The organism is Nostoc sp. JL33, from assembly GCF_017114985.1.
Lineage (GTDB): Bacteria > Cyanobacteriota > Cyanobacteriia > Cyanobacteriales > Nostocaceae > Nostoc.
Genome location: NZ_JABXKP010000077.1, coordinates 15,702 through 38,558, shown reverse-complemented (window position 1 = coordinate 38,558; position 22,857 = coordinate 15,702). Strand labels below are relative to the sequence as shown.

14 protein-coding genes are annotated in these 22,857 nt (G+C 46.0%); 4 read left to right on the top strand and 10 right to left on the bottom strand.

Going from position 1 to position 22,857, the window contains the following annotated elements:
• Positions 1-30: 30 nt before the first annotated feature.
• Complete coding sequence (locus HWQ23_RS22335; RefSeq protein ID WP_292832955.1) at positions 31-1,083, bottom strand: DUF928 domain-containing protein; 1,053 nt, start codon at positions 1,081-1,083, stop codon at positions 31-33.
• 191 nt (positions 1,084-1,274) lie between these two features.
• Positions 1,275-3,827: a CHAT domain-containing protein gene (locus tag HWQ23_RS22330; protein WP_292832952.1), complete on the bottom strand. Its 2,553-nt coding sequence runs from the start codon at positions 3,825-3,827 to the stop codon at positions 1,275-1,277.
• A 146-nt stretch (positions 3,828-3,973) separates the two neighbouring features.
• Here HWQ23_RS22330 and HWQ23_RS22325 point away from each other — a divergent pair, with 146 nt between their 5' ends.
• Positions 3,974-4,690 carry a Uma2 family endonuclease gene (locus HWQ23_RS22325; RefSeq protein WP_292832949.1) on the top strand — a complete coding sequence of 239 codons (717 nt, stop codon included), beginning with the start codon at positions 3,974-3,976 and terminating at the stop codon, positions 4,688-4,690.
• 9 nt (positions 4,691-4,699) lie between these two features.
• Here the strand turns inward: HWQ23_RS22325 and HWQ23_RS22320 are convergent, their stop codons facing one another.
• The 8 genes from HWQ23_RS22320 to HWQ23_RS22285 all read right to left on the bottom strand — a co-directional run bounded on the left by HWQ23_RS22320 (position 4,700) and on the right by HWQ23_RS22285 (position 20,578).
• A complete protein-coding gene (locus HWQ23_RS22320) occupies positions 4,700-7,234 on the bottom strand; it encodes an S-layer family protein (protein ID WP_365742316.1) in 2,535 nt (844 codons plus the stop codon).
• 74 nt (positions 7,235-7,308) lie between these two features.
• Positions 7,309-9,834: a beta strand repeat-containing protein gene (locus HWQ23_RS22315; protein WP_292833160.1), complete on the bottom strand. Its 2,526-nt coding sequence runs from the start codon at positions 9,832-9,834 to the stop codon at positions 7,309-7,311.
• 267 nt (positions 9,835-10,101) lie between these two features.
• Entirely contained in the window at positions 10,102-10,437 is a 336-nt protein-coding gene (locus HWQ23_RS22310) for a XisI protein (protein ID WP_292832942.1), read from the bottom strand.
• Positions 10,425-10,844 (bottom strand): element excision factor XisH family protein, encoded by a 420-nt coding sequence (locus HWQ23_RS22305; protein ID WP_292832940.1) that lies wholly within the window; start codon positions 10,842-10,844, stop codon positions 10,425-10,427. The genes HWQ23_RS22310 and HWQ23_RS22305 overlap by 13 nt, the downstream gene beginning before the upstream one ends.
• Before the next feature lie 42 nt (positions 10,845-10,886).
• Positions 10,887-13,559, bottom strand: a complete 2,673-nt coding sequence (locus HWQ23_RS22300) for an S-layer family protein (RefSeq protein ID WP_292832937.1) — start codon at positions 13,557-13,559, stop codon at positions 10,887-10,889.
• A gap of 65 nt (positions 13,560-13,624) precedes the next feature.
• Complete coding sequence (locus tag HWQ23_RS22295; protein WP_292832934.1) at positions 13,625-16,183, bottom strand: beta strand repeat-containing protein; 2,559 nt, start codon at positions 16,181-16,183, stop codon at positions 13,625-13,627.
• A 65-nt stretch (positions 16,184-16,248) separates the two neighbouring features.
• Positions 16,249-18,726 carry a two-partner secretion domain-containing protein gene (locus tag HWQ23_RS22290; protein ID WP_472850413.1) on the bottom strand — a complete coding sequence of 826 codons (2,478 nt, stop codon included), beginning with the start codon at positions 18,724-18,726 and terminating at the stop codon, positions 16,249-16,251.
• Positions 18,727-18,796: 70 nt separating this feature from the next.
• Entirely contained in the window at positions 18,797-20,578 is a 1,782-nt protein-coding gene (locus tag HWQ23_RS22285) for a ShlB/FhaC/HecB family hemolysin secretion/activation protein (protein ID WP_292832931.1), read from the bottom strand.
• 678 nt (positions 20,579-21,256) lie between these two features.
• Here HWQ23_RS22285 and HWQ23_RS22280 point away from each other — a divergent pair.
• The 3 genes from HWQ23_RS22280 to HWQ23_RS22270 all read left to right on the top strand — a co-directional run bounded on the left by HWQ23_RS22280 (position 21,257) and on the right by HWQ23_RS22270 (position 22,803).
• Entirely contained in the window at positions 21,257-21,445 is a 189-nt protein-coding gene (locus HWQ23_RS22280) for a hypothetical protein (RefSeq protein ID WP_292832928.1), read from the top strand.
• 25 nt (positions 21,446-21,470) lie between these two features.
• Positions 21,471-22,061 carry a thioredoxin family protein gene (locus HWQ23_RS22275; protein WP_292832925.1) on the top strand — a complete coding sequence of 197 codons (591 nt, stop codon included), beginning with the start codon at positions 21,471-21,473 and terminating at the stop codon, positions 22,059-22,061.
• Between the two features lie 274 nt (positions 22,062-22,335).
• Positions 22,336-22,803 carry a hypothetical protein gene (locus HWQ23_RS22270; RefSeq protein WP_292832922.1) on the top strand — a complete coding sequence of 156 codons (468 nt, stop codon included), beginning with the start codon at positions 22,336-22,338 and terminating at the stop codon, positions 22,801-22,803.
• The last annotated feature ends 54 nt before the right edge of the window (positions 22,804-22,857 follow it).

Below are 22,857 nucleotides of genomic sequence, written 5' to 3'. Positions count from 1 at the left end.
CGGTCAACGTTGACTAGGATTAACCTGACATTAGTTAGTAGATGCTAATAAGTTCGCTGTTACAATCTCCTTCAAACTCACTGAGGACAGAAGTTCTTCCCATTGTTTACGGAGGGTTGGATTGCTAGGTTGGGCGCTATATACCGTTGCAAGTGTTGCCACACAGTCATACCAAACACCGTTTTTACCCAAAGCAGTAGCCCGCTTCAAAGCATCTTGCTCTTGCATTGCTGTTGCTAACTCAGCGCCCAGCTGGATACGCTTAACCCAACCATCGACGTAAGGCGTACTGGGGCTGAGTTCTCCATCTACTTTGAGTGCTAGGAACCATTGATAGTTTTTGCCAACTGTTAAAGCGGGTGCATTGGCTGGTAACTTGATTGCGATTACCCCAGTTTTCCCTGCAACTGGGATTTTCATCTGATGTTGCATATTGCCAGCTTCATCCTTGAGGCTGAACACGGCTTCTTGGGCATTGGAAGCCGGGAGATACACCAGAATTGTGGGACGTTCAGACACTGTTGTGCCATAGAAGTTTTGGGGTAAGAGGGCGATTAGTGCTGCTGGTTCTGTTGTACTTACACTCGATGGATTCAAGTAGTAAGTACCCACGCGAGAAGCTCCCCCACTTGCTTGTTGAGGCGTACCCTTCCCGGCAGCAGGTGTAAAGAGGTCGCCACGAGAAGCTCCTCCTGTTGCTTGTCTAGGCGTACCCTTCCCAGCTGCAGGTGTAAAGAGGTTGCCGCGAGAAGCTCCTCCCGTTGCTTGTCTGGGCGTACCCTTCCCGGCAGTAGGAGTAAAGAGGTTGCCGCGAGAAGCTCCTCCTGTTGCTTGTCTGGGCGCACCTTTCCCGGCTCTAGGTGTAAACATACTACCGCGAGAAGCTCCTCCCGTTGCTTGTCTGGGCGCACCTTTCCCGGCGCTAGGTGTAAACATACTACCGCGAGAAGCTCCTCCCGTTGCTTGACTAGGAGAGCCGCTATTGGTGGGTGGGGTAAATGTAACAGCATCGGCACTAGCCCAGGCACTGCTAGTGACCAGAGCGATGATGCTAAATGTAGCTGCTAAATATCGGCGTTTCATAATGTCTGACCTAATCTAATTGAAATCTGATACAAAAGAAGTTTCCTTTGACTCTGGAGAGAAGCTCAGAGAATAAGTCCAAGCAACAGTCAAATCAGGAAACTTATACTAGTATTATAGGCGGCATTTAGCGGACAATCTGTAAAAAAACAGCATAATTCATTTGTAATTAGTACTGTATTTTTACGTACTTAAGTCCAGTTGCCAATCAAAACAAAGCCAGACCAAAAGAACGGATCGTGAAAATCAGTTTGGCGAATTAAGCTAATTTGTGCTTGTCTTAGTGCTTCAGCTTTAGTGATTTTGGGTTGTCGCAGTTGGTCATAGAAGCGAGTCATGAGGAGCGCGGCTGCCTGATCTTTGACAGGCCATAGGGTGGCAATAGTTGAGCGAGCGCCAGATTTGACAGCCAAGCCCGCTAGTCCAAGGACGGCGCGATCGTCTCCTGCTGCTGTATCGCAGGCACTTAGTACCAGCAACTCGATGGCTTTCGATGGATCGCTACCCCGATTTTTCAGGAGTTCAGATAACTCTTTAACGTTCATTTGTCCATCCCAAGTGAGCAAGAAGGTATCTTCGAGCCGAGAACTAAACTGTCCGTGGGTTGCTAGGTGGACAATACTAGCGCTACTGGATTTCACGCGTTCAGCCAGGGCTTGACTGGTGAATTGCTGGTTTAGCAACACAGAAGACGACACCGCCTTGGAGATTTGTTTCACTTCTGATTCCACTGCGGGCAAAGCACTAAAGCCAGCGCGAGCTTGGCTAATGCCACCCACGATCGCACTCAGATGATTTTGATGAAGCGATCGCGTAGCCATTAGTTGCAATCCTGGTGAGAGCGCCACAGCATATTTCTCGATTAGATATTGCTTACCGTCATATAGAGCTGCTATGGGAATGTTCCGCAACCGACCATCCAAAACAAACACCAATGTCTTGGTATCAATAAATGCTTTATCTCCTTCGGCTGGACGAATCAACCAATCATAAATCTGTTGGGACACTCGATCGCGGTCTTGGGAATCCGAGACGGGGTTAAGAGCAACCAAAAAGTTGTCTAAAGTCTGCTCAATTTCAGCTTGAGATTTCTGAGTAACATAGGAACGGAGTGGTTGCCCTGCTTTCGAGAGGATTATTGTTAAACGATCTGGCAGGATGATCGGATAAATGACGGTTGCAGTCGGATCAACCTGATCAATCTGTTGAGTTCTATCTAAACAGGCTTCCCGAAAAAAGTTATCGAGTTCCGCAATTTGGAGTGCCTCAATCAATTCACGAGCTTGCATCAGTTCTGCTTGACTCGGTTGATTCTCTAGAAGTAAATCAACCAGTTCCCGGTAGACAGGCTCCACACTGCTGCGAAAAGAGAACTGGACATCAGGGTTGATAGCCACCAAATCCCCCCGCAGTGCTTTTAAGGCATTGACCGCTTCCGTATACGTAGTAATTGCTTTGGAGCGATCGCCTTGTTGCTTATACAACTGTCCCACCTGCCAGGCAGATTGAGCAATGATATCGTTAGCTTGGAGTTTACGGGCAATATTGAGAGATTTCTCAGCTAATTCCTGTGCTTGAGATATTTGCTGTGTACGACGATAGAGTTTTGCCCACTGATGTAGTGCATAAGCTTCTGCTTGAGCATCTTGGATCTGCTGTGCAGACTTGACTGTGACTGCCATCAGTTGCGCCAAATCTTTGAGCGGTAGGATTTGGACAGGATTTGACTGGCGATTCAGGGTGACGGTGCCAACAAAATTGATCGCTGCGTAGAGGGAGGTGTGACTGGGGGGCAGTTCCCGAAGTTGTTGGAGTAGTTGAGGTGCAAGTGGGGTAGCCAACTCAGGTTTGTCGTAATCGAGGAAAAGTTTAAACTGAGCTAAACGCGCTTGCAACTGATCACTTGGGTTGGTGGCTAAGAGTTGAGCCTGTTCAAAGTAATCCAACGCTGCTTCTGGATCTTGCAAGTCAACGGCAGTTTGCCCCAAGCTGATCAGGATAGAACTCAATTGGGGTTTGGCTGCAATTTTGTTAGCGATCGCTAAACTTTGCTCTAAAAGCTGTTGAGTGTTGCCATCGCCAATCATTTGCAAGGCTGAAGCAAGCGATCGCAATCCACTAACTTTGATTTCATTATCCGGCATCCCTTGGAGTTTTTGAGTCAGCACCTCCAACTGTTGTTTAGAACGGCGGTAAAATCCTAAACTTTGTAAAGCTTGTGCCTGGTTGATTTGACTACCCAGGCTGCCCATTTTGTCGCCGGCTTGTTCATAAAACTTTTCAGCTTTTTGCCAACTTTCGAGGGCGGTTTCGGGTTTGCCAATGTGTAATTGCAAATTTGCTTGGGTATTGAGTGCTTGTGCCCAAAGAATTGCATCACCAGAGGGTTTATTTGTTTGCAACAGTTTCAGACTTTGCTCAATAGACTCTTGGGCTGCTTGCCATTGATTAAGTTCCTGTTGTGCCAGTGAAAGGTAACTTAAGCTGAGAGCTTCGTTAAGGCGATCGCCTTGGGTATGGTACTGTTGTGATGCCGTTTGCCAAGCTGTGATTGCTTCTGCAAAGCGCCCCGATTGGTAGAGATTTCGTCCTTGTTCTAGCCCGTTGGTTGCTAGGGAAGAAGAGAGAACTGGGGTTATTACTGGTGGAGATGCTTTTACAGGTGTAATGGTAAATGCTAAACACAAACTTAAAATACTGAGGCTCATATATAGCCAACGAGTTTGTTTAATTCCGAAAGCCATAAAAAATTACCAAGATTTTATTTTGAACACTCACAGTAAAAGTATTTGAGATATCAACAGAGTTATATTGCCCAATTCATAATCGGATCTATCACGTCGCAGGCGATCGCATACAATTAAAACACTGTGTCATTCCGGGTTAACCTATGACCACCTTCTTTCGCACGGATGCAGATTTACATTTTCCCGACAGCGACGGCAAACGAATGGCTGACAATACCGAACAGTTTCGTTGGATCGTCCTAATTAAGGAAAATCTGGAAATTCTGTTTGCTGATCAACCTAACGTGTTTGTGGCGGGAGATTTGCTATGGTTCCCGGTGAAATCGCGCTTAATCTCACCAGTTGCACCGGATACAATGGTGGTGTTTGGTAGACCTAAGGGACGGCGGGGATCTTACAAACAGTGGCAGGAAGACAACATTGCTCCACAAGTGGTATACGAAATTCTCTCACCCAGCAACAATGCAGAGGAGATGGAACGCAAGCTAGAGTTTTACCAAACTTATGGGGTGGAAGAATATTATCAGTATGATCCAGACCGCTACGAACTCAAAGGTTGGCGACGACAAGATGAACAATTGCTACCAATTGCTCAGATGGATGGGTGGACGAGTCCTCTATTGGGGATTCGGTTCGCAGTGGGCAACCATGAACTGGTAATTTACCGTCCAGATGGGCGGCAATTTTTGAGTCCGGTAGAGTTGGAGCAACGGGCAGAACAGGAACGTCAACGGGCAGAGCAGGAACGTCAACGGGCAGAACAGGAACGTCAACGAGCAGAGCAAGCCGAGCAAGAATTGCAGGATATGCAAGCACTGCTCCAGCAGTATCGCGATCGCTTTGGGGAATTAGACCGTTAGCCTCAAAAATTAACTCCTGGGAAGAGTAGCACAGTTTAATGGTTGTTGCACCTGAGTAGGAGATTTATCTGCAACTAACTCAATTTTGCCTTGGGCGTTGCGATGCCAAGAAGTAGCTTGGATAAGAGTTTCTGAGGGTGCTGGTATTTGTACTGTCACTTCGCTAGTTTTGCGGTATGCAGAGATGTCGCGGATATCAGACCAAGTGCTCCGGCGTAGCCCGTCGTAGACATCGCTGCCAATTTCCTGCGTTGGATTTTGCGGTATACCACCCCGCCCCGTGGCCACAAAACGACTGCCTTGATTACTCGCGCAACCTGTAGCAATTTGCTGGGATGGATCGGTGACATTTGTTGGTAATTCTACTAAACCGGAATTGGGGTCAACTCCAAAATTGTTAATATCAACTGTACCGTTAATGCCAAATTCGGAACTGGCGGTGATGTCGCTTTCTCTGGTGAGGCGATCGCCCAACTTCAGCCCAAATAAACCTTGAGTACTAATGTTAATGTTACCGCCCTGACCTTGGACTGCATTGGCAATGATATCGCTGTTTTCTAACCCAACAATCACCGGTGCGTTAATTGACAAGTTACCACCATTCCCGTTGCCCGCAGCAGTGGCGGAAATCAGGCTATTGTGACGCATCAGCAGATCCTCTTGTAAGTTTAATCTGACATTACCTCCGTTTCCAGAGGCGGTTGATGCGGTGATAGCGCCTTGGTTGTCAAGGAAAATAGAGTTGGCGTTAACTTGCAAATCTCCGGCGTTGCCTGGACCATCATTTTTGACGCTGATAAATGCCCCATCTGTGATGTGTAACGAAGGTGTGTTAATGGTTAGGGAACCAGCGTTACCACTGGGAATGAGAGGCAGTCCAAAGCCAGCTTGAGTGGGTGGAACGATAATTTGGGCGGTTGAAATGATGCGGCTAGGTACGATCGATCCGGCACTTCTACCGTGGATATCTACGGACTTTAAAGCATTAATCGTCACGCTAGCTGCTGAACCCGTACCAACGGTGTCAGACCCTAGGAATCCACCGTCTCGAATCACTAATCTGGACGTATTGACAAACACGTTATTGGCATTTCCAGATCTGACAGTCGCTGAAAGCAACTGACTTGGTGACAATATAATGGGGTTTTGTCCAGCGATTTCGATTAAGTCTTCTGCATTAATTCGTAAGGTTCCAGCCTGTCCAGAGCCTCTGGTTATAGAGAACAAACTGCCACCATTCAGAATTCTCAGGTTGCCGGTTGAGACTGTAAGGTTGCCTGCGTTGGCGGAGTTAGATGTGAATGTTGCAATCGAGGACGGATTGGCTGGGTTGGCGGCGGCAAAGCCATCGATATCGATCAACCCTGCAACATTGACTGTTATATTGCCACCAAGTGTTTGAGTAAACGTCCGAGTACCGATTCCTCCTCCATTTTGGATGGATAGCTGCGCTGCAAAGACGCTAATATCCCCCGTCTGACCCGTTCCTAAGTTCTCGATTTGGATCAGGCTCCCCAGTCTACCATCGGGTGTATTCCCCGTGAGGTTAATGGACTCAGTGGCATGGACTGTAATTCCCCCGGACGGTTGTGTACCAAAGTTTTGGATCAAGGCAACAGAACCCTCGGTGAAGTTGATATTCCGTCCTTGTAATTGGATGGAGTCTCTGCTACCGCTTGCATCGAGAAGCGATTGCTGGGCGAGATGGATATCGTTGAATTGCCGCACCGATGAGTAATCCCCGACCCAGCCCTGCTCTGTGGGATTGAGTCTGACTAGCCCATCGCTGACACTGCCTATTTCCAGATGGCCGCCACCAGCAATGGCTGCAATGCCACCGGACAAGTTAACCTCACCGCCTACAAACACCAGTGTATTACCTGCCCCAACTTGTAACCCGATGGGATTATTGCTGCGATCTGTGGGGGTAAAATTTCCGCCGGTCAGGTGATGTCCACTGCCTTGCACGGTAATTCCCCCTGGATTTTGACCCAACTGTAAGCCGATGGGCACACTTATCGTCAACAACGGTGTAGCACCAGGATTAGTCGCACTAAATTCTGTCCCATCACTAAACTTAATACTATTCGCCGTGGTTCCCACAAAGGAGCCGCCAATATTCAAGCGGGCATTTGCCCCAAACACAATCCCCGCAGGATTCATCAAAAACAAACTCACCGGGTTACTACTATTAAGTGTGCGAATTAACCCATCAATATTGGAAACATTTCCACCTGTAACCCGGCTAAATATGGTTGTAATATTTGGTGTGTTAATTAAATCAAATCTGGCTGAACCACCCGTAGGCACAGAGAAATTACTGAAGCTGTGAAATAAATTATTACCTTTTTCAATCCCATTAAGAATTGTGAAATTATTACCACTTTGGTTAACACTGGTGTTGGTTGTACCATCGGATGTCACCTGAGCGATCGCGCAGCGACTCCAAAGCAGTATCGCTGGTAGTATCAGAGCGGAACTCAAGAACCCAGTTGTAAGTGCAGATAGAAAAGCGTAGACGCTTTGCGGCTTGTCGTTAGACATCGCTCTCATCACCAAAACTTCCTTTAACTGATTTCAAGTTAGAGTTCCCTTTTCGGGCATGATTAATAACATGATTAAATTTTGCCAACAGCAGCACAGGTTAATGGTTGTTGCACCTGAGTAGGAGATTTATCTGCAACTAACTCGATTTTGCCTTGGGCATTACGATGCCAAGAAGTAGCTTGGATAAGAACCTCTGGAGATTCGGGTATTTGTGCCGTGACTTCCCCAGTTTGGCGGAATGCAGAGATGTCGCGGATGTCAGACCAAGTGCGTAGGCGTAGCCCGTCGTAGACATCGCTTGTCACTTGTTGAACGGGATTTGGTGGCACACCACCCCGTCCCGTTGCCACAAAACTGCTGCCAGTATTATTAGAACAACCTGTAGCAATTTGCTGGGATGGATCGGTGACATTTGCTGGTAGTTCGACTAAGCCGGAATTTGGATCGATACCGATAGTATTAACTTGAACAGTGCCACTCACCCCAAATTGGGAACTGGCACTGATGTCACTTTCTGACGTGAGTTGGTCGTGGAACTTCAGCCCAAAGATGCTTTTAATGGTAATGTTGATGTTACCGCCATTACCATTAAAAGCATTAGCAATAATGTCACTGTTTTCTAATCCAACAATGATGGGTGCATTAATGTTTATATTACCTCCATCACCATTACCGCCTGCTGTTGCTGCGATCGCGCTATTGTGACGCAGCACCAACAACTTCCCAACTTGTAAGGCGATATTACCTCCATTACCTGATTCTGTTTGTGCCTGGATGCTTCCAATACGGTCTAATCGGATAGTATTGGCTGTGATGTTGAGACTGCCACCATTGCCGCTACCCTGACTAGTGACACTGACCATCCCGCCATTTGTCACCGTCAGGTTCGGCGTGGTAATGCTCACATTACCCGCATTCGCCGTGAGTTGATCCGGTAGATGGAATTTTTGCCGCAGTATTGGAGATAGTCGAGTGGTAGATGAGTTGATACTGCTGTTATTGCTCGGACTGCGACCACTGATATCGATGGATTCCGTGGCGTTAATGCTTATATCTCCCCCATTACCTGCAAAAAATGTGGTTGCCCCAACTGCTCCCCCATCCAGAATTTGCAACTTGGCGGTATCTAGGGTCAAAGTTTTGGCGTTTCCGGTCGCAAAAGTGATTGAGCTAATGTTGCTATATAGTCCAGAGGGGCTTTGTCCCATGACAGTGGTGTGATTGGTGCGAATTGCCACTTTACCACTGGAGCCACTGCCAAATGTAGCTGAAATCAGTGAGGCACCATTTGACACCAGTAAACTATTGGCATTGACGGAGATATCGCCAGTGTTCCCAGAACCAAAGCCAGAAGTAGAAAGACTACTAACGCTATTTGGATTGATTGGTGAGAAGCCAGACAGTTCAATCGCTGTTGCATCAATGTGGATATTGCCACTGGGAGCCACTCCAACTGAAATGCTATTCAACCCCCCTCCCACCTGAAGGGTAAGACGGGGAGTAATTACACTGATGTTCCCACTAGCTCCGACACCCACAGCTTCAGTACGCACCCCACTCGGAATTGTGGTATCAGCTGTTCTGCCAATCAAATCAATCGCCTCTGTAGCCTGAAGGCGAATGTCGCCGCCGGGGAGATTGCCAAAATTTCGCGTCAGCACCAGAGAGCCATCGCTGAATTGAATGTGTCGCCCCCGAATTTGAACCGAACCTGCATTCACCCCGCTTATATCTAATAGCGATCGCTTTGCTAGCTGAATATCATCAAAGCTTTGCCCATTTTCATATCCCAAAGTATAGCCACGTGCAGTTGGGAGCAAACTAACCAATCCTGCACCACTCACACTGCCTAATTCTATTTGTCCTTGCTTGGCGGTCAGAGTTGCCCCCTTCAACCCCAGATTGCCACCCACCAAAGCTAGGGTTTTTCCCGGCTGTACCCGCAATTCTGTCGCACTCGGATTTTGAGTGACAAGAGCCAGTCCACCGGGATTGGTCAAAGAGTGTCCTGTGCCTTGAACGGTGATTGATGCAGGATTGCTGCCCAATTGCAGACCAATAGGAACATTGATGCTCAACAGTGGGGTAGCTTGGGAATTAATCGCGCTAAACTCAATACCATCGGCAAAGTTAATACTATTCGCCGTCGTTCCTACAAAGGAGCCGCCAATATTCAAGCGGGCATTTGCCCCAAACACAATCCCCGCAGGATTCATCAAAAACAAACTCACCGGGTTACTACTATTAAGTGTGCGAATTAACCCATCAATATTGGAAACATTTCCACCTGTAACCCGGCTAAATATGGTTGTAATATTTGGTGTGTTAATTAAATCAAATCTGGCCCAAGCGCCCGTAGGTACAGAGAAATTACTGAAGCTGTGAAATAAATTATTACCTTTTTCAATACCATTAAGAATTGTAAAATTATTAGCATTTGAATTAACAATGGTGTTAGTTGTACCATCAGATGTCACCTGTGCGATCGCGCAGCGACTCCAAAGGAGTATCGCTGGTAGTACCACGGAACTCAAGAAGCCGATTGTAAGTGTAGATAGAAAAGCGTAGGCGTAGCCCGTCGTAGACATCGCTTTCATCATCAAAAACTTCCTTTAACTGATTTCAAGTTAGAGTTCCCTTTTTGGGCATGATTTATAACATGATTAACCCTCTTTTGTCAGATTGGGAGAATCTAATCGCCCAAACGGTTACAGGGCTTTAATTTCCACGTTTTGTCTATAAATTTTAGTTTATGTTAGAAAATAAAGCCTCAAACCTTGATGAAATCAAAGTCTCAGAATCAGCCTGAGATTATTGTTTTCCGAGAGTGACAAAACAGGGTTAAATTTTATAAACCAAGGATATTAAGCTACACCAAAATCAGTATATTGACGTACTTGAGGTGGATGAAAACCCAAAATAATATCCTCTTTGGGAACCCCAGCTTCTAACAATTCCTCAGCAACCGGACGATTTGTACCATCGTGTTGAATCCAAATTTTCCCTTGAATAATATCGATATGTATGACACAACCATGTACCCGACGTTGCCCATCCCAACCTATATGCATTACTTCATAATGGTCTGTTTCTGGGTCAACAATTGCCTCCGTTTCAATTTGACCGTTAGAAGGTTTATACTTGGCATACTCATAGATTAACGCACGGACTATTTGGCGATAGTGATTTAAGGTATCCATTGCACAATACTCCTTTTTTGCTCATCAAAAACCAAAAGTTTAATTTGTAAGCGCTTGAGGATTAATTGCCCTAATTTTTCTGTAAAAATACTTTCGTAGGAACGCTTGGGAACAGCTAAGTAAAGTATTCGTTCCGATGCTATTTCCGCAAGAATGCTTTGATAAACACCATATTGTCCAGCAGCTTCTTCTAAATCCCGAACTGGCGAAGGCTTCAAAAAACTTTTAATTTCAACTGCTATTTTAAGATTATCTTTTTGAGCTGCTATTGTTGTTCTTTCTGCTCCCAAATCAATATAAAGTTCTCTACCACCATAGGATAAAAGCAAGGGGTCATCAGTAATATCCCAGCCATCATTAATTAGAGCTTCAACAACAGTATCATGATAAAAATCCTTGGCGGGCATAGTGAAGTGGCAACTATTATTTTCGTTTATGATTCCTATATATTATCTAGTAACCGCAGCACAGGTTAATACTTGTTGCATCTGAGTAGGAGATTTATCTGCAAATAACTCAATTTTCCCCTGTGCGTTTCGTCGCCAACCTGTGGCTTGGACAAGAACTTCTGGGGGTGCTGGTATTTGTGCCGTGACTTCGCCGGTTTTGCGGTATTCAGAGATGTTGCGGATGTCAGCCCAAGTGCGTAGGTGTAGCCCGTCGTAGACATTGCTCGGAAGGGGACTTTGCGGTATTCCACCCCGTCCCGTTGCCACAAAACTGCTGCCTTGACTACCCGCGCAGCCTGTAGCAATTTGCTGCGATGGATCGGTGACATTTACTGGTAGTTCGACTAAGCCGGAATTTGGATCGATACCGATAGTATTAACTTGAACAGTGCCACTCACCCCAAATTGGGAACTGGCGGTGATGTCGCTTTCTGGGGTGAGTTGGTCGTGGTACTTCAGCCCAAAGATGCCTTGGGTGGTGATTTGAATATTTCCACCGCTTCCGAGTACCGCATTGGCAACGATATCGCTATCTTCGTCAGGAAGGGCAATAATAGCTCCAGCAGTAATATCAATGTTACCTCCGGTAGAAGTACCAGTGGCATTAGTTGTAATATTACTGCCACGACGTAACAGCAAAACATCATTTGCTTGGAGGTGAATGTTACCTTGACTACCTCCTTTGGCTTCCGATCGCAGACTGGCTTTATTGTCGAGGAAAATATTATTAGCTGTAATATTCAAATTACCTGCATCTCCGCCTCCTATATTGCTCACGGTAACTTCCGCACTATTACGTATTTTAACTGTATCAGATGTAATTTTTATTGTTCCGGCGTTAAAATTAGTTGTTGAAGATGCTGCGATCGCACTGGGCAGAATTTCACCGTTAGTTAAAGGTTGAGACATACCCTGGATATCAATGTTTTTAACCTGTAAGTTAATATTCCCCGCATTTGCCTGACCCTGGCTGGAAGAGGTGATCTGTCCTCCATTAAAGAGCCGTAGGTTGTCAGCAGTTAAGGCGATATTTCCACCTGAACCTACTGAATTATTACCCGCGGAAACAGTAATGCCACCAGGTAATTTGCTGATAACATCAATTACTGGATCGCTAACTGCTACCTCTTGCGCGTGAATGGTGATATTTCCCGCTTTCCCTTTTCCTGATAAAGTACTGCGGATAGACCCGCCATTAAAGAGATGCAAACGTCCAACATCGATTGAGATATTTCCCGCGTCTCCTTCTGTTTGACCAATTCTCGTACCCACTCCAGACAGTAGTAGAGAGGGTGTGTATCCTGAGATATCAAGGCTCTCAGTTGCTCGGATTGAGATATTTCCAGCCTTGCCCGTGGGAGGAGAGATACCGTTAAAGGGTATCAAAGATGTACTGACGATTCCACCATCTTGCAGCCGCATTCGATTTGTTTCGATGGAAATATTTCCACTCTCATTGTTCTTGCCACCAAAGAGAGTGGTGGTAATCGAGGTGGGGATTTCAAGAAATGGATTAGAACCTACCACCTCTACATCTGAAGCCCGAACAGTTACATCTCCCGATCGAGAATTGTTGCCATTAGAAAAGGACTGAAGCCAAGCTCCATTTGCTAACTTTAAGCGTCCTGTCTCTACTGTTACATCTCCAGCTCGTCCAGTTGCTGGAGGCCCAAAAAAGATACCTAAAGAAGTTCCAATGCCAGGATTAATTTGTCCTGGGAGAGAAACACCCAGCAGATCAACAAAGTCTGTGGTGTTGACAGTAATTCCCTTACCTTGCCCAGCAAAGGTAGTGGAACTAATATTCGACCCATCCTGCACCGTCAACCCACGTCCACGGATGTTGATTGCACCCCCGTTAATTCCACTTGCATCAACCAATGAAGCTTTTTGTAACGTAATTGTGCCCCAATTTGTCGTAGCCACAGGACTCGTCAGTTGCCATTGAGCTTGATTTTCTATTTGAATCCCAGCATTTTGCAAAGCCCACAGTTCGATATGCCCATTTGGTGCCGTCAGTTTTGCCCCGGTCATGTCGATTTGACTACCAACTAACCCTAGTGTTTGCCCGGTTTTAACTCGCAAGTCTGCCCCTTGAACTTGTATCGCTCCAGCATTTGCCCCAAGTTGCAAACCCACAGGTACACTTATAGTCAGCAAAGGAGTAGCCGAAGCATTCACAGCACTAAATTCCGTACCATCGGCAAAGTTAATACTATTTGCCGTCGTTCCCACAAAGGAGCCGCCAATATTCAACGAGGCATTTTTTCCAAACACAATCCCCGCAGGATTCATCAAAAACAAACTCACCGGGTTATTACTATTAAGCGTGCGAATTAACCCATCAATATTGGAAACATTTCCACCTGTAACCCGGCTAAATATGGTTGTAATATTTGGTGTGTTAATTAAATCAAATCTGGCTGAACCACCCGTAGGCACAGAGAAATTACTGAAGCTGTGAAATAAATTATTACCTTTTTCAATCCCATTAAGAATTGTGAAATTATTACCACTTTGGTTAACACTGGTGTTGGTTGTACCATCAGATGTTACCTGTGCGATCGCGCAGCGACTCCAAAGGAGTATCGCTGGTAGTACGGAACTCAAGAACCCGATTGTGAGTGTAGATAGAAAAGCTCCGGCGTAGCCCGTCGTAGACATCGCTCTCATACCAAAAACTTCCTTTAACTGATTTCTAGTTATAGTTCCCCTTTAGGGCATGATTGATAACATCATTAACTTTTGCCAAGAGCAGCACAGGTTAATGGTTGTTGCACCTGAGTAGGAGATTTATCTGCAACTAACTCGATTTTGCCTTGGGCATTACGATGCCAAGAAGTAGCTTGGATAAGAACCTCTGGAGATTCGGGTATTTGTGCCGTGACTTCCCCGGTTTTGCGATATGCAGAGATATCGCGGACATCAGACCAAGTGCGCTCGCTCATCACTTGTTGAAGGGGATTTTGCGGTATTCCACCCCGTCCCGTTGCCACAAAGCTGCTGCCAGTATTATTAGAACAACCTGTAGCAATTTGTTGTGATGAGTCTGTTAAGTTTACAGGTAATTCGACTAAACCAGAACTGGGGTCAACTCCAAAATTATTGATATCTACCGTACCGTTAACCCCAAATTTGGAACTGGCGGTGATGTCGTTTTCTCTTGTGAGTTCGTTACGGTATTTTAGCCCGAATATGCCTTGGGTGTTGATTTGAATGTTGCCCCCATTACCTTGGAATGCGTTGGCGATGATATCGCTATTTTCCCAGCCGACGATGATGGGAGAGTTAATGGTGATGTTGCCCCCATTGCCAATACCACCTGCATTAGTAACAATTGAACTACCACGACCCATGATTAAGTCATTTGCCTGGACAGAAATGTTACCGCCTTTACCCTGAACAGTAGCGGCAGTAATTTTACCACTATTGTCAAGACGGATTGAACCTGCATTAATTTCCAGTTTTCCAGCATCGCCAATACCCTGATGGTCAACGCCTACAATTGCCCCATCTGTAATCTGCAAGCGCTGGGTGTTGAGAGTGAATTTTCCCGTGTTACCTGTGATCACATCTGGTAATCCAAGTAGTCGCCGAATAGGTGGTGCAAGTAATTCGGCCCTAGCACCAATTCGACTTGGGAGACGAGAAATACTACTCACTCCACTGACTTCAACGCTATCTGAAGCATTGATTAGCAAATCCCCTCCATTGCCGCTATTTACGGTAGAGGCAACGATACCTCCTCCATCCCGTACTCTCAGTTTGGCAGTATTAATAGTTAATTGGCCTGCATTTGCTTGGCTGAATGTGCTAACCACTATGAGGCTATCATGCAAATTTTGCCCCATCACTTCGATGAAATCAGCAGCATTAATCGTGGTATTACCTCCCATACCATTTGCCACGCTAACATTGTCGATCTCAGCACCATCTAAAATCTGCAATTTTTTGGTAACTACTCGAATATCACCACTTTTCCCCGAGTTGGTGGTGTTAGTAATCAGTGAACTGGTCAATCCACTAATAGGTGATAATCCCACCATTTGAAGCAAATCTCCAATTTCCAGAGAAATATTGCTTCCTGAACCTTTACCAAAATTGAATCCATTAACAGTACCACCATCGTAGAGGAATGCTTGGGAGGCAGAAACCAAAATATTACCCCCAGCACCATCGCCAAAATTATCAGCACGCAATCGACTTTGGGGAAATCCATTGGTGCCAACTCCCCCCAGTTGGAATGACTCACTAGCATTAACCCTAATGTCGCCTGAATTATTGCTTCCTTGATTAACTAATAAAGCAGCAGACCCATCTTGCAAGCTAATATTTCGACCCTGGAAATGAATAGAACCCGCAGAGGTGCCACTGGCATCGGCAAGGGATTGATGGGACAGATGAATATTCCCAAATTGCTTTATATTGCCATAATCAAAATTCCAATGCGGAGAAGAGGTGTTGAGATTAACTGTGCCATTACTGGCGCTACCGAGTTCAATATGTCCAGAAGGTGCATTTAACACTCCACCATCTAAGGCTACTTCTCCCCCTATCAATGCCAAGTTATTACCAGAGGTAACGCTTAATCCTACAGGGTTGTTACTTCGATCCAGAGGAGAAACTATAGCATTACCAATACTAATTAAACGGTGTCCGGTGTTTTGGACGGTAATATCTCCCGGATTTTGCCCCATTTGCAACCCGATGGGCACACTCATCGTCAACAACGGTTTAGCATCGGGATTAGTCGCACTAAACTCTATTCCATCAGCAAACTTAATGCTATTCGCCGTTGTTCCCACAAAGGAGCCGCCAATATTCAACGAGGCATTTTTTCCAAACACAATCCCATGAGGATTCATCAAAAACAAACTTACAGCATTATTACCATTGAGAGTTTGAATTAAGCCATCAATATTGGAAACATTTCCACCTGTAACTCGACTAAATATGGTTGTAATATTTGGCGTGTTGATTAAATTAAAGTTGGCAGAACCACCTGTAGGCACAGAGAAATTACTGAAACTATGAAATAAATTATTACCTTTGGCAATTCCGTTAAGAATTGTGAAATTATTACCACTTTGGTTAACACTGGTGTTGGTTGTACCATCAGATGTCACCTGTGCGATCGCGCAGCGACTCCAAAGGAGTATCGCTGGTAGTATCAGAGCGGAACTCAAGAAGCCGATTGTAAGTGTAGATAGAAAAGCTCCGGCGTAGCCCGCACAACGACCCTTCGGCGCAGGCTCAGGGCAGGCAAGCTCTGTTACCATCGTAGACATCGCTCTCATCACCAAAACTTCCTTTAACTGATTTCAAGTTAGAGTTCCCTTTTCGGGCATGATTAATAACATGATTAAATTTTGCCAACAGCAGCACAGCTTAATGGTTGTTGCACCTGAGTAGAAGGTTTATCTGCAATTAACTCGATTTTGCCTTGGGCATTACGATGCCAGGAAGTAGCTTGGACAAGCATCTCTGAGGATGGGCGAATTTGGCCTGTCACCTCACCAGTTTGGCGATACGCAGAGATATCGCGGATATCAGACCAAGTGCGTAGGCGTAGCCCGTCGTAGACATCGCTCGGAAGAGGATTTTGCGGTATTCCACCCCGTCCCGTTGCCACAAAGCTGCTGCCTTCACCACCCGCGCAGCCTGTAGCTATTTGCTGGGATGGATCGGTGACATTTGCTGGTAGTTCGACTAAGCCGGAATTTGGATCAACGCCGATAGTATTAACTTGAACTGTACCGTTAACCCCAAATTGGGAACTGGCGGTGATGTCGCTTTCTGGGGTGAGGCGATCGCCCAACTTCAGCCCAAAGATGCCTTGAGTGGTAATGTTGATGTTACCGCCATCACCATTAAAAGCATTAGCAATAATGTCACTGTTTTCTAATCCAACAATGATGGGTGCATTAATGTTTATATTACCTCCATTACCATTACCGCCTGCTGTTGCGGCGATCGCGCTATTGTCACGCAACACCAACAACTTCCCAACTTCTAAGGCGATATTACCTCCATTACCTGATTCTGTTTTTGCCTGGATGCTTCCAATACGGTCTAATCGGATGGTATTGGCTGTGATATTGAGACTGCCACCATTGCCGCTACCTTGACTGGTGACACTGACTGTCCCGCCATCTGTCACCGTTAGGTTCGGCGTGTTAATGCTCACAGTACCCGCATTCGCCGTTAGTATATCTGGCAGACCAAATTTTTCCCGCAATGACGGATCAGGTCGGAGGGTGGAGGCGTTAATGCTGCTATTATTTGCCCGACCTTGACCACTGATTGCGATCGATTCGGTAGCGTTGATGCTCAAATCTCCCCCATTACCTACAAAAAATGCGGTAGCGGCAATTGCTCCCCCATCCAGAATTTGCAATTTGGCAGTATCCAGCATCAAGGTTTTGGCACTTCCGGTGGCAAATGTAGTTGAGCTAATGTTGCTGTAAAGTCCGAAGGGGCTTTCTCCCATCACCGTGGTGTTGGTGTTGTGAATCGTCACTTTACCGCTGGAGCCACTACCAAATGTAACTGAAGATAGTGAGCCACCGCTTGATATTAGTAGACTATTGCCATTTACGAAAATATCACCAGCATTCCCAGTGCCTAGTGTGGCAGTATTAATAGTGGTAATGTTAGCAGGATTACTGCGTGAGAAGCCAGACAGATCGATCGCGGTTGCATCGATGTGGATATTGCCACCCGGAGCTGCTCCAAGAGTTGTGCTATTCAACCCCGCTCCCTGCTTGAGGGTCAGTCTGGGAGTAATGACGCTGATGTTCCCACTAGCTCCGATACCCAGAGCTTCACTACGCACCCCGCTCGCAATTGCGGCATCAGCTGTTGTGGCAACCAGATCAATGGCCTCCGTCGCCTGAAGGCGAATGTCACCACCGGGGAGATTACCGAAGTTTTGCGCCAGCACCAGAGAGCCATCGGTGAATTGAATTTGCCTACCTTGAATTTGAACGGAACCTGCATTCACCCCGCTGACATCTAATAGCGATCGCCCTGCTAGCTGAATATCGCCAAAGCTTTGTACATCACTATATTCCAATGTAGAACCACGTGCGGTTGGCATCAGGTTGACCAATCCTGCACCGCTCACACTACCCAATTCAACTCGCCCTCCTTCGGCGATCAGGGTTGCCCCATTTAGATGTAGGTCGCCACCCACCAAAGCTATGGTGTTTCCCGGCTGTACCCGCAGTTCTGTAGAGCTGGGAGTTCGAGTCAGGGGAGCCAGAATCAGTCCACTGGGATTGCTCAAGGAGTGTCCTGTGCCTTGAACGTTGATCGGTGCGGGATTGCTACCCATTTGCAGACCAAGGGGAACATTGATGCTCAACAGTGGGGTAGCTTGGGAATTAATCGCACTAAACTCAATACCATCGGCAAATTTAATACTGTTGGCAGTTGTACCAATAAACGATCCGCCAATATTCAATTGAGCATTTGCGCCGAAAATAATCCCACTGGGATTGAGCAGAAACAGATTAGCGCTACCATTCGCCCGTATTAAACCATCAATTTGGGAAACACTGCCTCCAGTGACGCGGCTGAAGATATTTTGCACATCTGAGGCGTTGTTAAAGAAAGCAGAGCCGTTGGTAGGAACTGAGAATTGGCTGAAGCTGTGGAACAGGTTGTTGCCAACTCGATTACCGTTGGTGATGGTAAAGTTATTGCCAGTTTGAGAGACATTAGTATTCAATGTGCGATCGGGAGTTACCTGGGCGTTGGCAAAGCCGCACCAAAGTGGCATTAACATCAACGGCACTATTCCACCGCACAGAACCAACCAAGTAGAGATCGTTGTCATCGCCAAGCCTTGATTTAGACGTTGCATTTAGGATGCCCAAAACGATATTGTCTTGAACCGATCGCCTCGATCAAAACGGCGAATAGCGCACCGAGAAATACAGCCCATTTTCTTGGAGCGATCGCCTTTCACCGTCCACTGAGATCAGGGGAATGCCCCAATCTAGGCGAACCAAGAAGTCATCACCCTGTTTCCACAACAGCCCCAACCCAGTGCTAAAAAGCGTACTCGGTGACGGATTTTCGCCCTTAACATTCCAGCCTTTGCCAACATCAATAAAGGGTGTCAGTTGCAGCACCCCGCCAATCTTGGCAGCCCGGACAATGGGGACTCGAAGTTCTGCGGAAAATAACAGCCCATTATCTGTGAGTAATGCGTCTTGGCGATAGCCGCGTACACTTAGCTGTCCACCCAGACCAAATTGCTCCAAAGGCACTAAGGAATCTGCCGCCAATTGCAAATCGCCCCTGACTAAAAATAGAGTGTCGGGTGCTAATTGCCGCACCCACTGCGCCTGTCCGCGCCACGCAAAAAAGCGACTATCTGGTTCATTATTATTACTGACATTTGCATCGAACCAATCTACGCCAAAGCTCAATTGCGATCGCGCCGCAAATACATACTGGTTGCTTCGCTGCGTATATTCTTGAAAAAAGCGCAGGGCTGAAATATTGGTTTTTCCGTTCGCATCTGCACCGGGTGAGAGTTGAAACGGCCCAATGTTATCAATACCCAACTCAGTTTGGCTTGACTGGCGCGTGAATGACAGCCCGATCGCTAACTCTTGGGTTGGTTTTTGCACCAGTGGTTGCCGATAGCCTAATTCGTAATACTGGGTATTTGACTGAATATCAAGGACGTTGAATGGTTTTTCAATAACGTGGTTCCATCCTTGGCTAAAACCAAAGAATACAGTGCCATTGTGGGCATTAATTGGCAGCGTGTAATTGGCATTGATTGTATTACTGCCATCGGTATTGGCATATCCCACGCTCAGGGTGTCGCCCAAACCCAATAAATTGGCTTCTTGCAGATCCACTCCCCGGCGAAAACTGCCGACACTCGGCGATCGCCCATTATCCAGGATTGCTGTCAGCTTAAAGGTATCAGCTTCTTCAACTTCAACTTGCAACAGATTGCTTCCCGGACGCACGCCTGTTTGCAACTCGGCTGACAGGTTTTGAATTCGCGGATCGAGACGGAGTAGTTGTAGCTTTTCCAGTAAGCGTGGTATATTTAGAGGTTTGCCAGCACCAAGTTGGATGCGATCGCGAATATATTTGCTGCTCAATCGCCGATTACCGATAATCTTGATTTCTTGTACACTACCCTCGATCACCTGAATTTTGATCACCCCAACTTCTACTGTCTGCGGTATGATCAACGCCCCCGTGGTTACATAGCCGTTATCAGTGTAGAGCTTCGTGATCGCATCTTTAACTTGCAACAACTCTGCAAACGTCAGTTCCCGCCCTACAAAGGGAGCGGTGACAGTGGCAAACTGTTCTGCTTTGAAAACTGTACTACCAACGACTTCAATACGATCAACCCGAAATCTGCCATTAGGGTCATCCTGTCCTGGAATTGGCTGATTCGGTACTTTTGGGGATGGAAGCAATTGATTCTTGTCTGGTAGCTTCGGTAGCACATCCGAAGGTAAGGGAGTGACAGGAATCTCTTCTAATCGACCAGGTGGTAATGTCTGAGGATTAGGAGTTTGGGCGAGCGCATCCTGATAGTTGCATAATATTGCTATCACAAAGCTGAGTGTTGTAAATCCAGCAAAAATCCTCAGTTTGCCCACGAACTTGCCAACCTCTGTCTGATTTCTAACTAAGGTTTTTCTAATCATTAATTTGTAATTAAATAAATTACAGATTGAATCCTTAATACCTGGAAAGTATAAGTAAATACGTAGCAGATACTATATGTAACTTAAATATTTCTAGGAAAAATCAGTAATATTACTAGTTAGTATTTTTTATTCAGTCGCGCCAATAATGTAGCGGTAGCGAGTATTTCAGCGTTACTCTAAGTTGTTGTCCTTAATCCTTTTAGAAGAATAAGTATAAATTATGTTAAAGACGAGCTTTTTTTCTCATTTAAGTGCCGTAGTTTACCTGGATTTCTCACAAACTCGGAAAATACGGAGGTAAAAATTGCTTAAATGTATAGATGGTAAGGATTCGAGCAATTTCAAAGTATGGCTCAACCCGCAACGCGTAGGCAAAGCCCGCCGCAGGCATCGATACCAAATCAGTTCAGATTTGAACAGTCAAGACGGAATTAGAAAACGCTCAAGTCGGAACTATTCGTAGTGACGTACCTACACTTCCTGAGTACAGGTAAGTACTGTAAGCGCACGGCGAATTTTAATTGCAATTAGTAGTTATTGTCCGTATGAACACATTTTTGCTGCTGCTTATGATGCATTCTTGTTCTCTCGAATTAATGATACTTCGGGCAGCGTCAACACGTTTGCGATAACTGCGGATATAGCCAGCAGCGTGACATTGCTGCTGCCGAAGTTATGTTGCTTTGGCATTCAAATAATTTACAGGAGTTAGGAACTAACTTCTTCGACGTGGATGATTCCATCTCTACTTTAGGCACTCGTAAGCCAAAGCTTGCGGGAAGTATGAAGCAAATGGGTCGTGTGAAACGTCAAAAATCTCAACTTACTGATGGGGATGTAGAAACCCCATCTTCAACGAAGTAAGATGGGGTAGTTCATTAATTCTGTTATGAGTACTGATTCACCTGTTAATTCTCCCGATAAGTCTGAATCCACATTCGGGAAGCGTTTGAGAAACTTCTTAATTGTAATGGTAGCGATCGCCCTTAGCGTTGCCCTCTTTTTGGGATTGCGAACTGAAACAACCTCGGCTTCCCTTGCGAAGTTAAGCGATAGCTCCACACCGCTAGAAGTAGCCGTCAGCAACGGCAAACCATCTCTAGTGGAATTTTATGCTGATTGGTGTACTGTCTGCCAGAAAATGGCACCAGATATCACTCAACTGGAAACAGAGTATGCTGACAAGATGAATTTTGTCATGCTGAATGTGGATAATACCAAGTGGCTACCGGAAATGCTGAAATATCGGGTGGATGGGATTCCCCATTTTGTATTTTTGAGTCAGCAAGGGGAAACCATAGCCCAAGCGATCGGCGATCAACCCCGGACGATTATGGCTAGCAACTTAGAAGCTTTGGTTACTGGTTCGTCTCTCCCCTACGCTCAAGCTAGCGGAAAAGTTTCCAAATTCTCAGCCCCAGTAGCACCAACGGCTAGTGAAGATGATCCCCGCAGTCATGGCAGCCAAGTTGTAAATTAGCACTTTGCAGGCATGGCATAAAAGAGATTTAATATGTGCGATCGCCCATCGCCACATCGTCAGCTTTTTACTGTTGAGCCATTTATGCCAATTCAGACCGCTTCTAAAAATCTATGCAAATCTAGATTAACTCTACGGTATAAGTTTTAAACCTCCTTTTCTAGTGCTTAGGCTTCCCCAAAATTGGGGTTGGCTAGAAAATCCCAGTTAGGGAGAGTAAAATAATCGTGTCTGCGATTAACTTTACCCGAACGTTTGATTTGTTTATTTAGTTGTGACCACCAGTGCCATACGTGCTTCTCGTCATTCACTGATAAGTAGGCGGTTATGGTACTGGGTAATTGTCAACTGGTATCCGGTAAAGCCATTGCCCGAAACTGTTGCTACAGATGCAGTGGCACGTCAACTTGATGAACTCCAAGCGATCGCAGTATCACCCAGTTCCTTAGATTTAACCATACAGAGGGAGTTAGGACAATGGTTGATCGAGAAGCCAGATCCAGCAGGGGCTGAGGCAGGTTCTTTGGCCCGAATGGATGCATTGCTCAAAGCACTACCCAACAGTCAGAAACCTCAACTCACTGCGATTTTCGACCAATTAGCAAATCGGATTGAAAAGTTGCCATCGTTGAATTTACGGGCAGAAATGACTGGCAAACTAGCAGGCTATTACCAACAGTTACAGGGCAATGACCGGGCTGCTCTACTTCTCAACCAGGCGATCGCCCTGAAGAAGCAATAAACCAGGAGTCAGAATTCAGAATTCAGAATACTCTATCCCATAAAGGGATAGAGT

Coding starts and splice junctions, on each gene's coding strand:
- HWQ23_RS22320 (WP_365742316.1), bottom strand. CDS start 7,234: ATGTCTAACGACAAGCCGCAAAGCGTCTACGCTTTTCTATCTGCACTT.
- HWQ23_RS22325 (WP_292832949.1), top strand. CDS start 3,974: ATGACCACCTTCTTTCGCACGGATGCAGATTTACATTTTCCCGACAGC.
- HWQ23_RS22280 (WP_292832928.1), top strand. CDS start 21,257: ATGTTGCTTTGGCATTCAAATAATTTACAGGAGTTAGGAACTAACTTC.
- HWQ23_RS22330 (WP_292832952.1), bottom strand. CDS start 3,827: ATGGCTTTCGGAATTAAACAAACTCGTTGGCTATATATGAGCCTCAGT.
- HWQ23_RS22300 (WP_292832937.1), bottom strand. CDS start 13,559: ATGAGAGCGATGTCTACGACGGGCTACGCCGGAGCTTTTCTATCTACA.
- HWQ23_RS22305 (WP_292832940.1), bottom strand. CDS start 10,844: ATGCCCGCCAAGGATTTTTATCATGATACTGTTGTTGAAGCTCTAATT.
- HWQ23_RS22285 (WP_292832931.1), bottom strand. CDS start 20,578: ATGATTAGAAAAACCTTAGTTAGAAATCAGACAGAGGTTGGCAAGTTC.
- HWQ23_RS22335 (WP_292832955.1), bottom strand. CDS start 1,083: ATGAAACGCCGATATTTAGCAGCTACATTTAGCATCATCGCTCTGGTC.
- HWQ23_RS22310 (WP_292832942.1), bottom strand. CDS start 10,437: ATGGATACCTTAAATCACTATCGCCAAATAGTCCGTGCGTTAATCTAT.
- HWQ23_RS22275 (WP_292832925.1), top strand. CDS start 21,471: ATGAGTACTGATTCACCTGTTAATTCTCCCGATAAGTCTGAATCCACA.
- HWQ23_RS22295 (WP_292832934.1), bottom strand. CDS start 16,183: ATGAGAGCGATGTCTACGATGGTAACAGAGCTTGCCTGCCCTGAGCCT.
- HWQ23_RS22315 (WP_292833160.1), bottom strand. CDS start 9,834: ATGAAAGCGATGTCTACGACGGGCTACGCCTACGCTTTTCTATCTACA.
- HWQ23_RS22290 (WP_472850413.1), bottom strand. CDS start 18,726: ATGACAACGATCTCTACTTGGTTGGTTCTGTGCGGTGGAATAGTGCCG.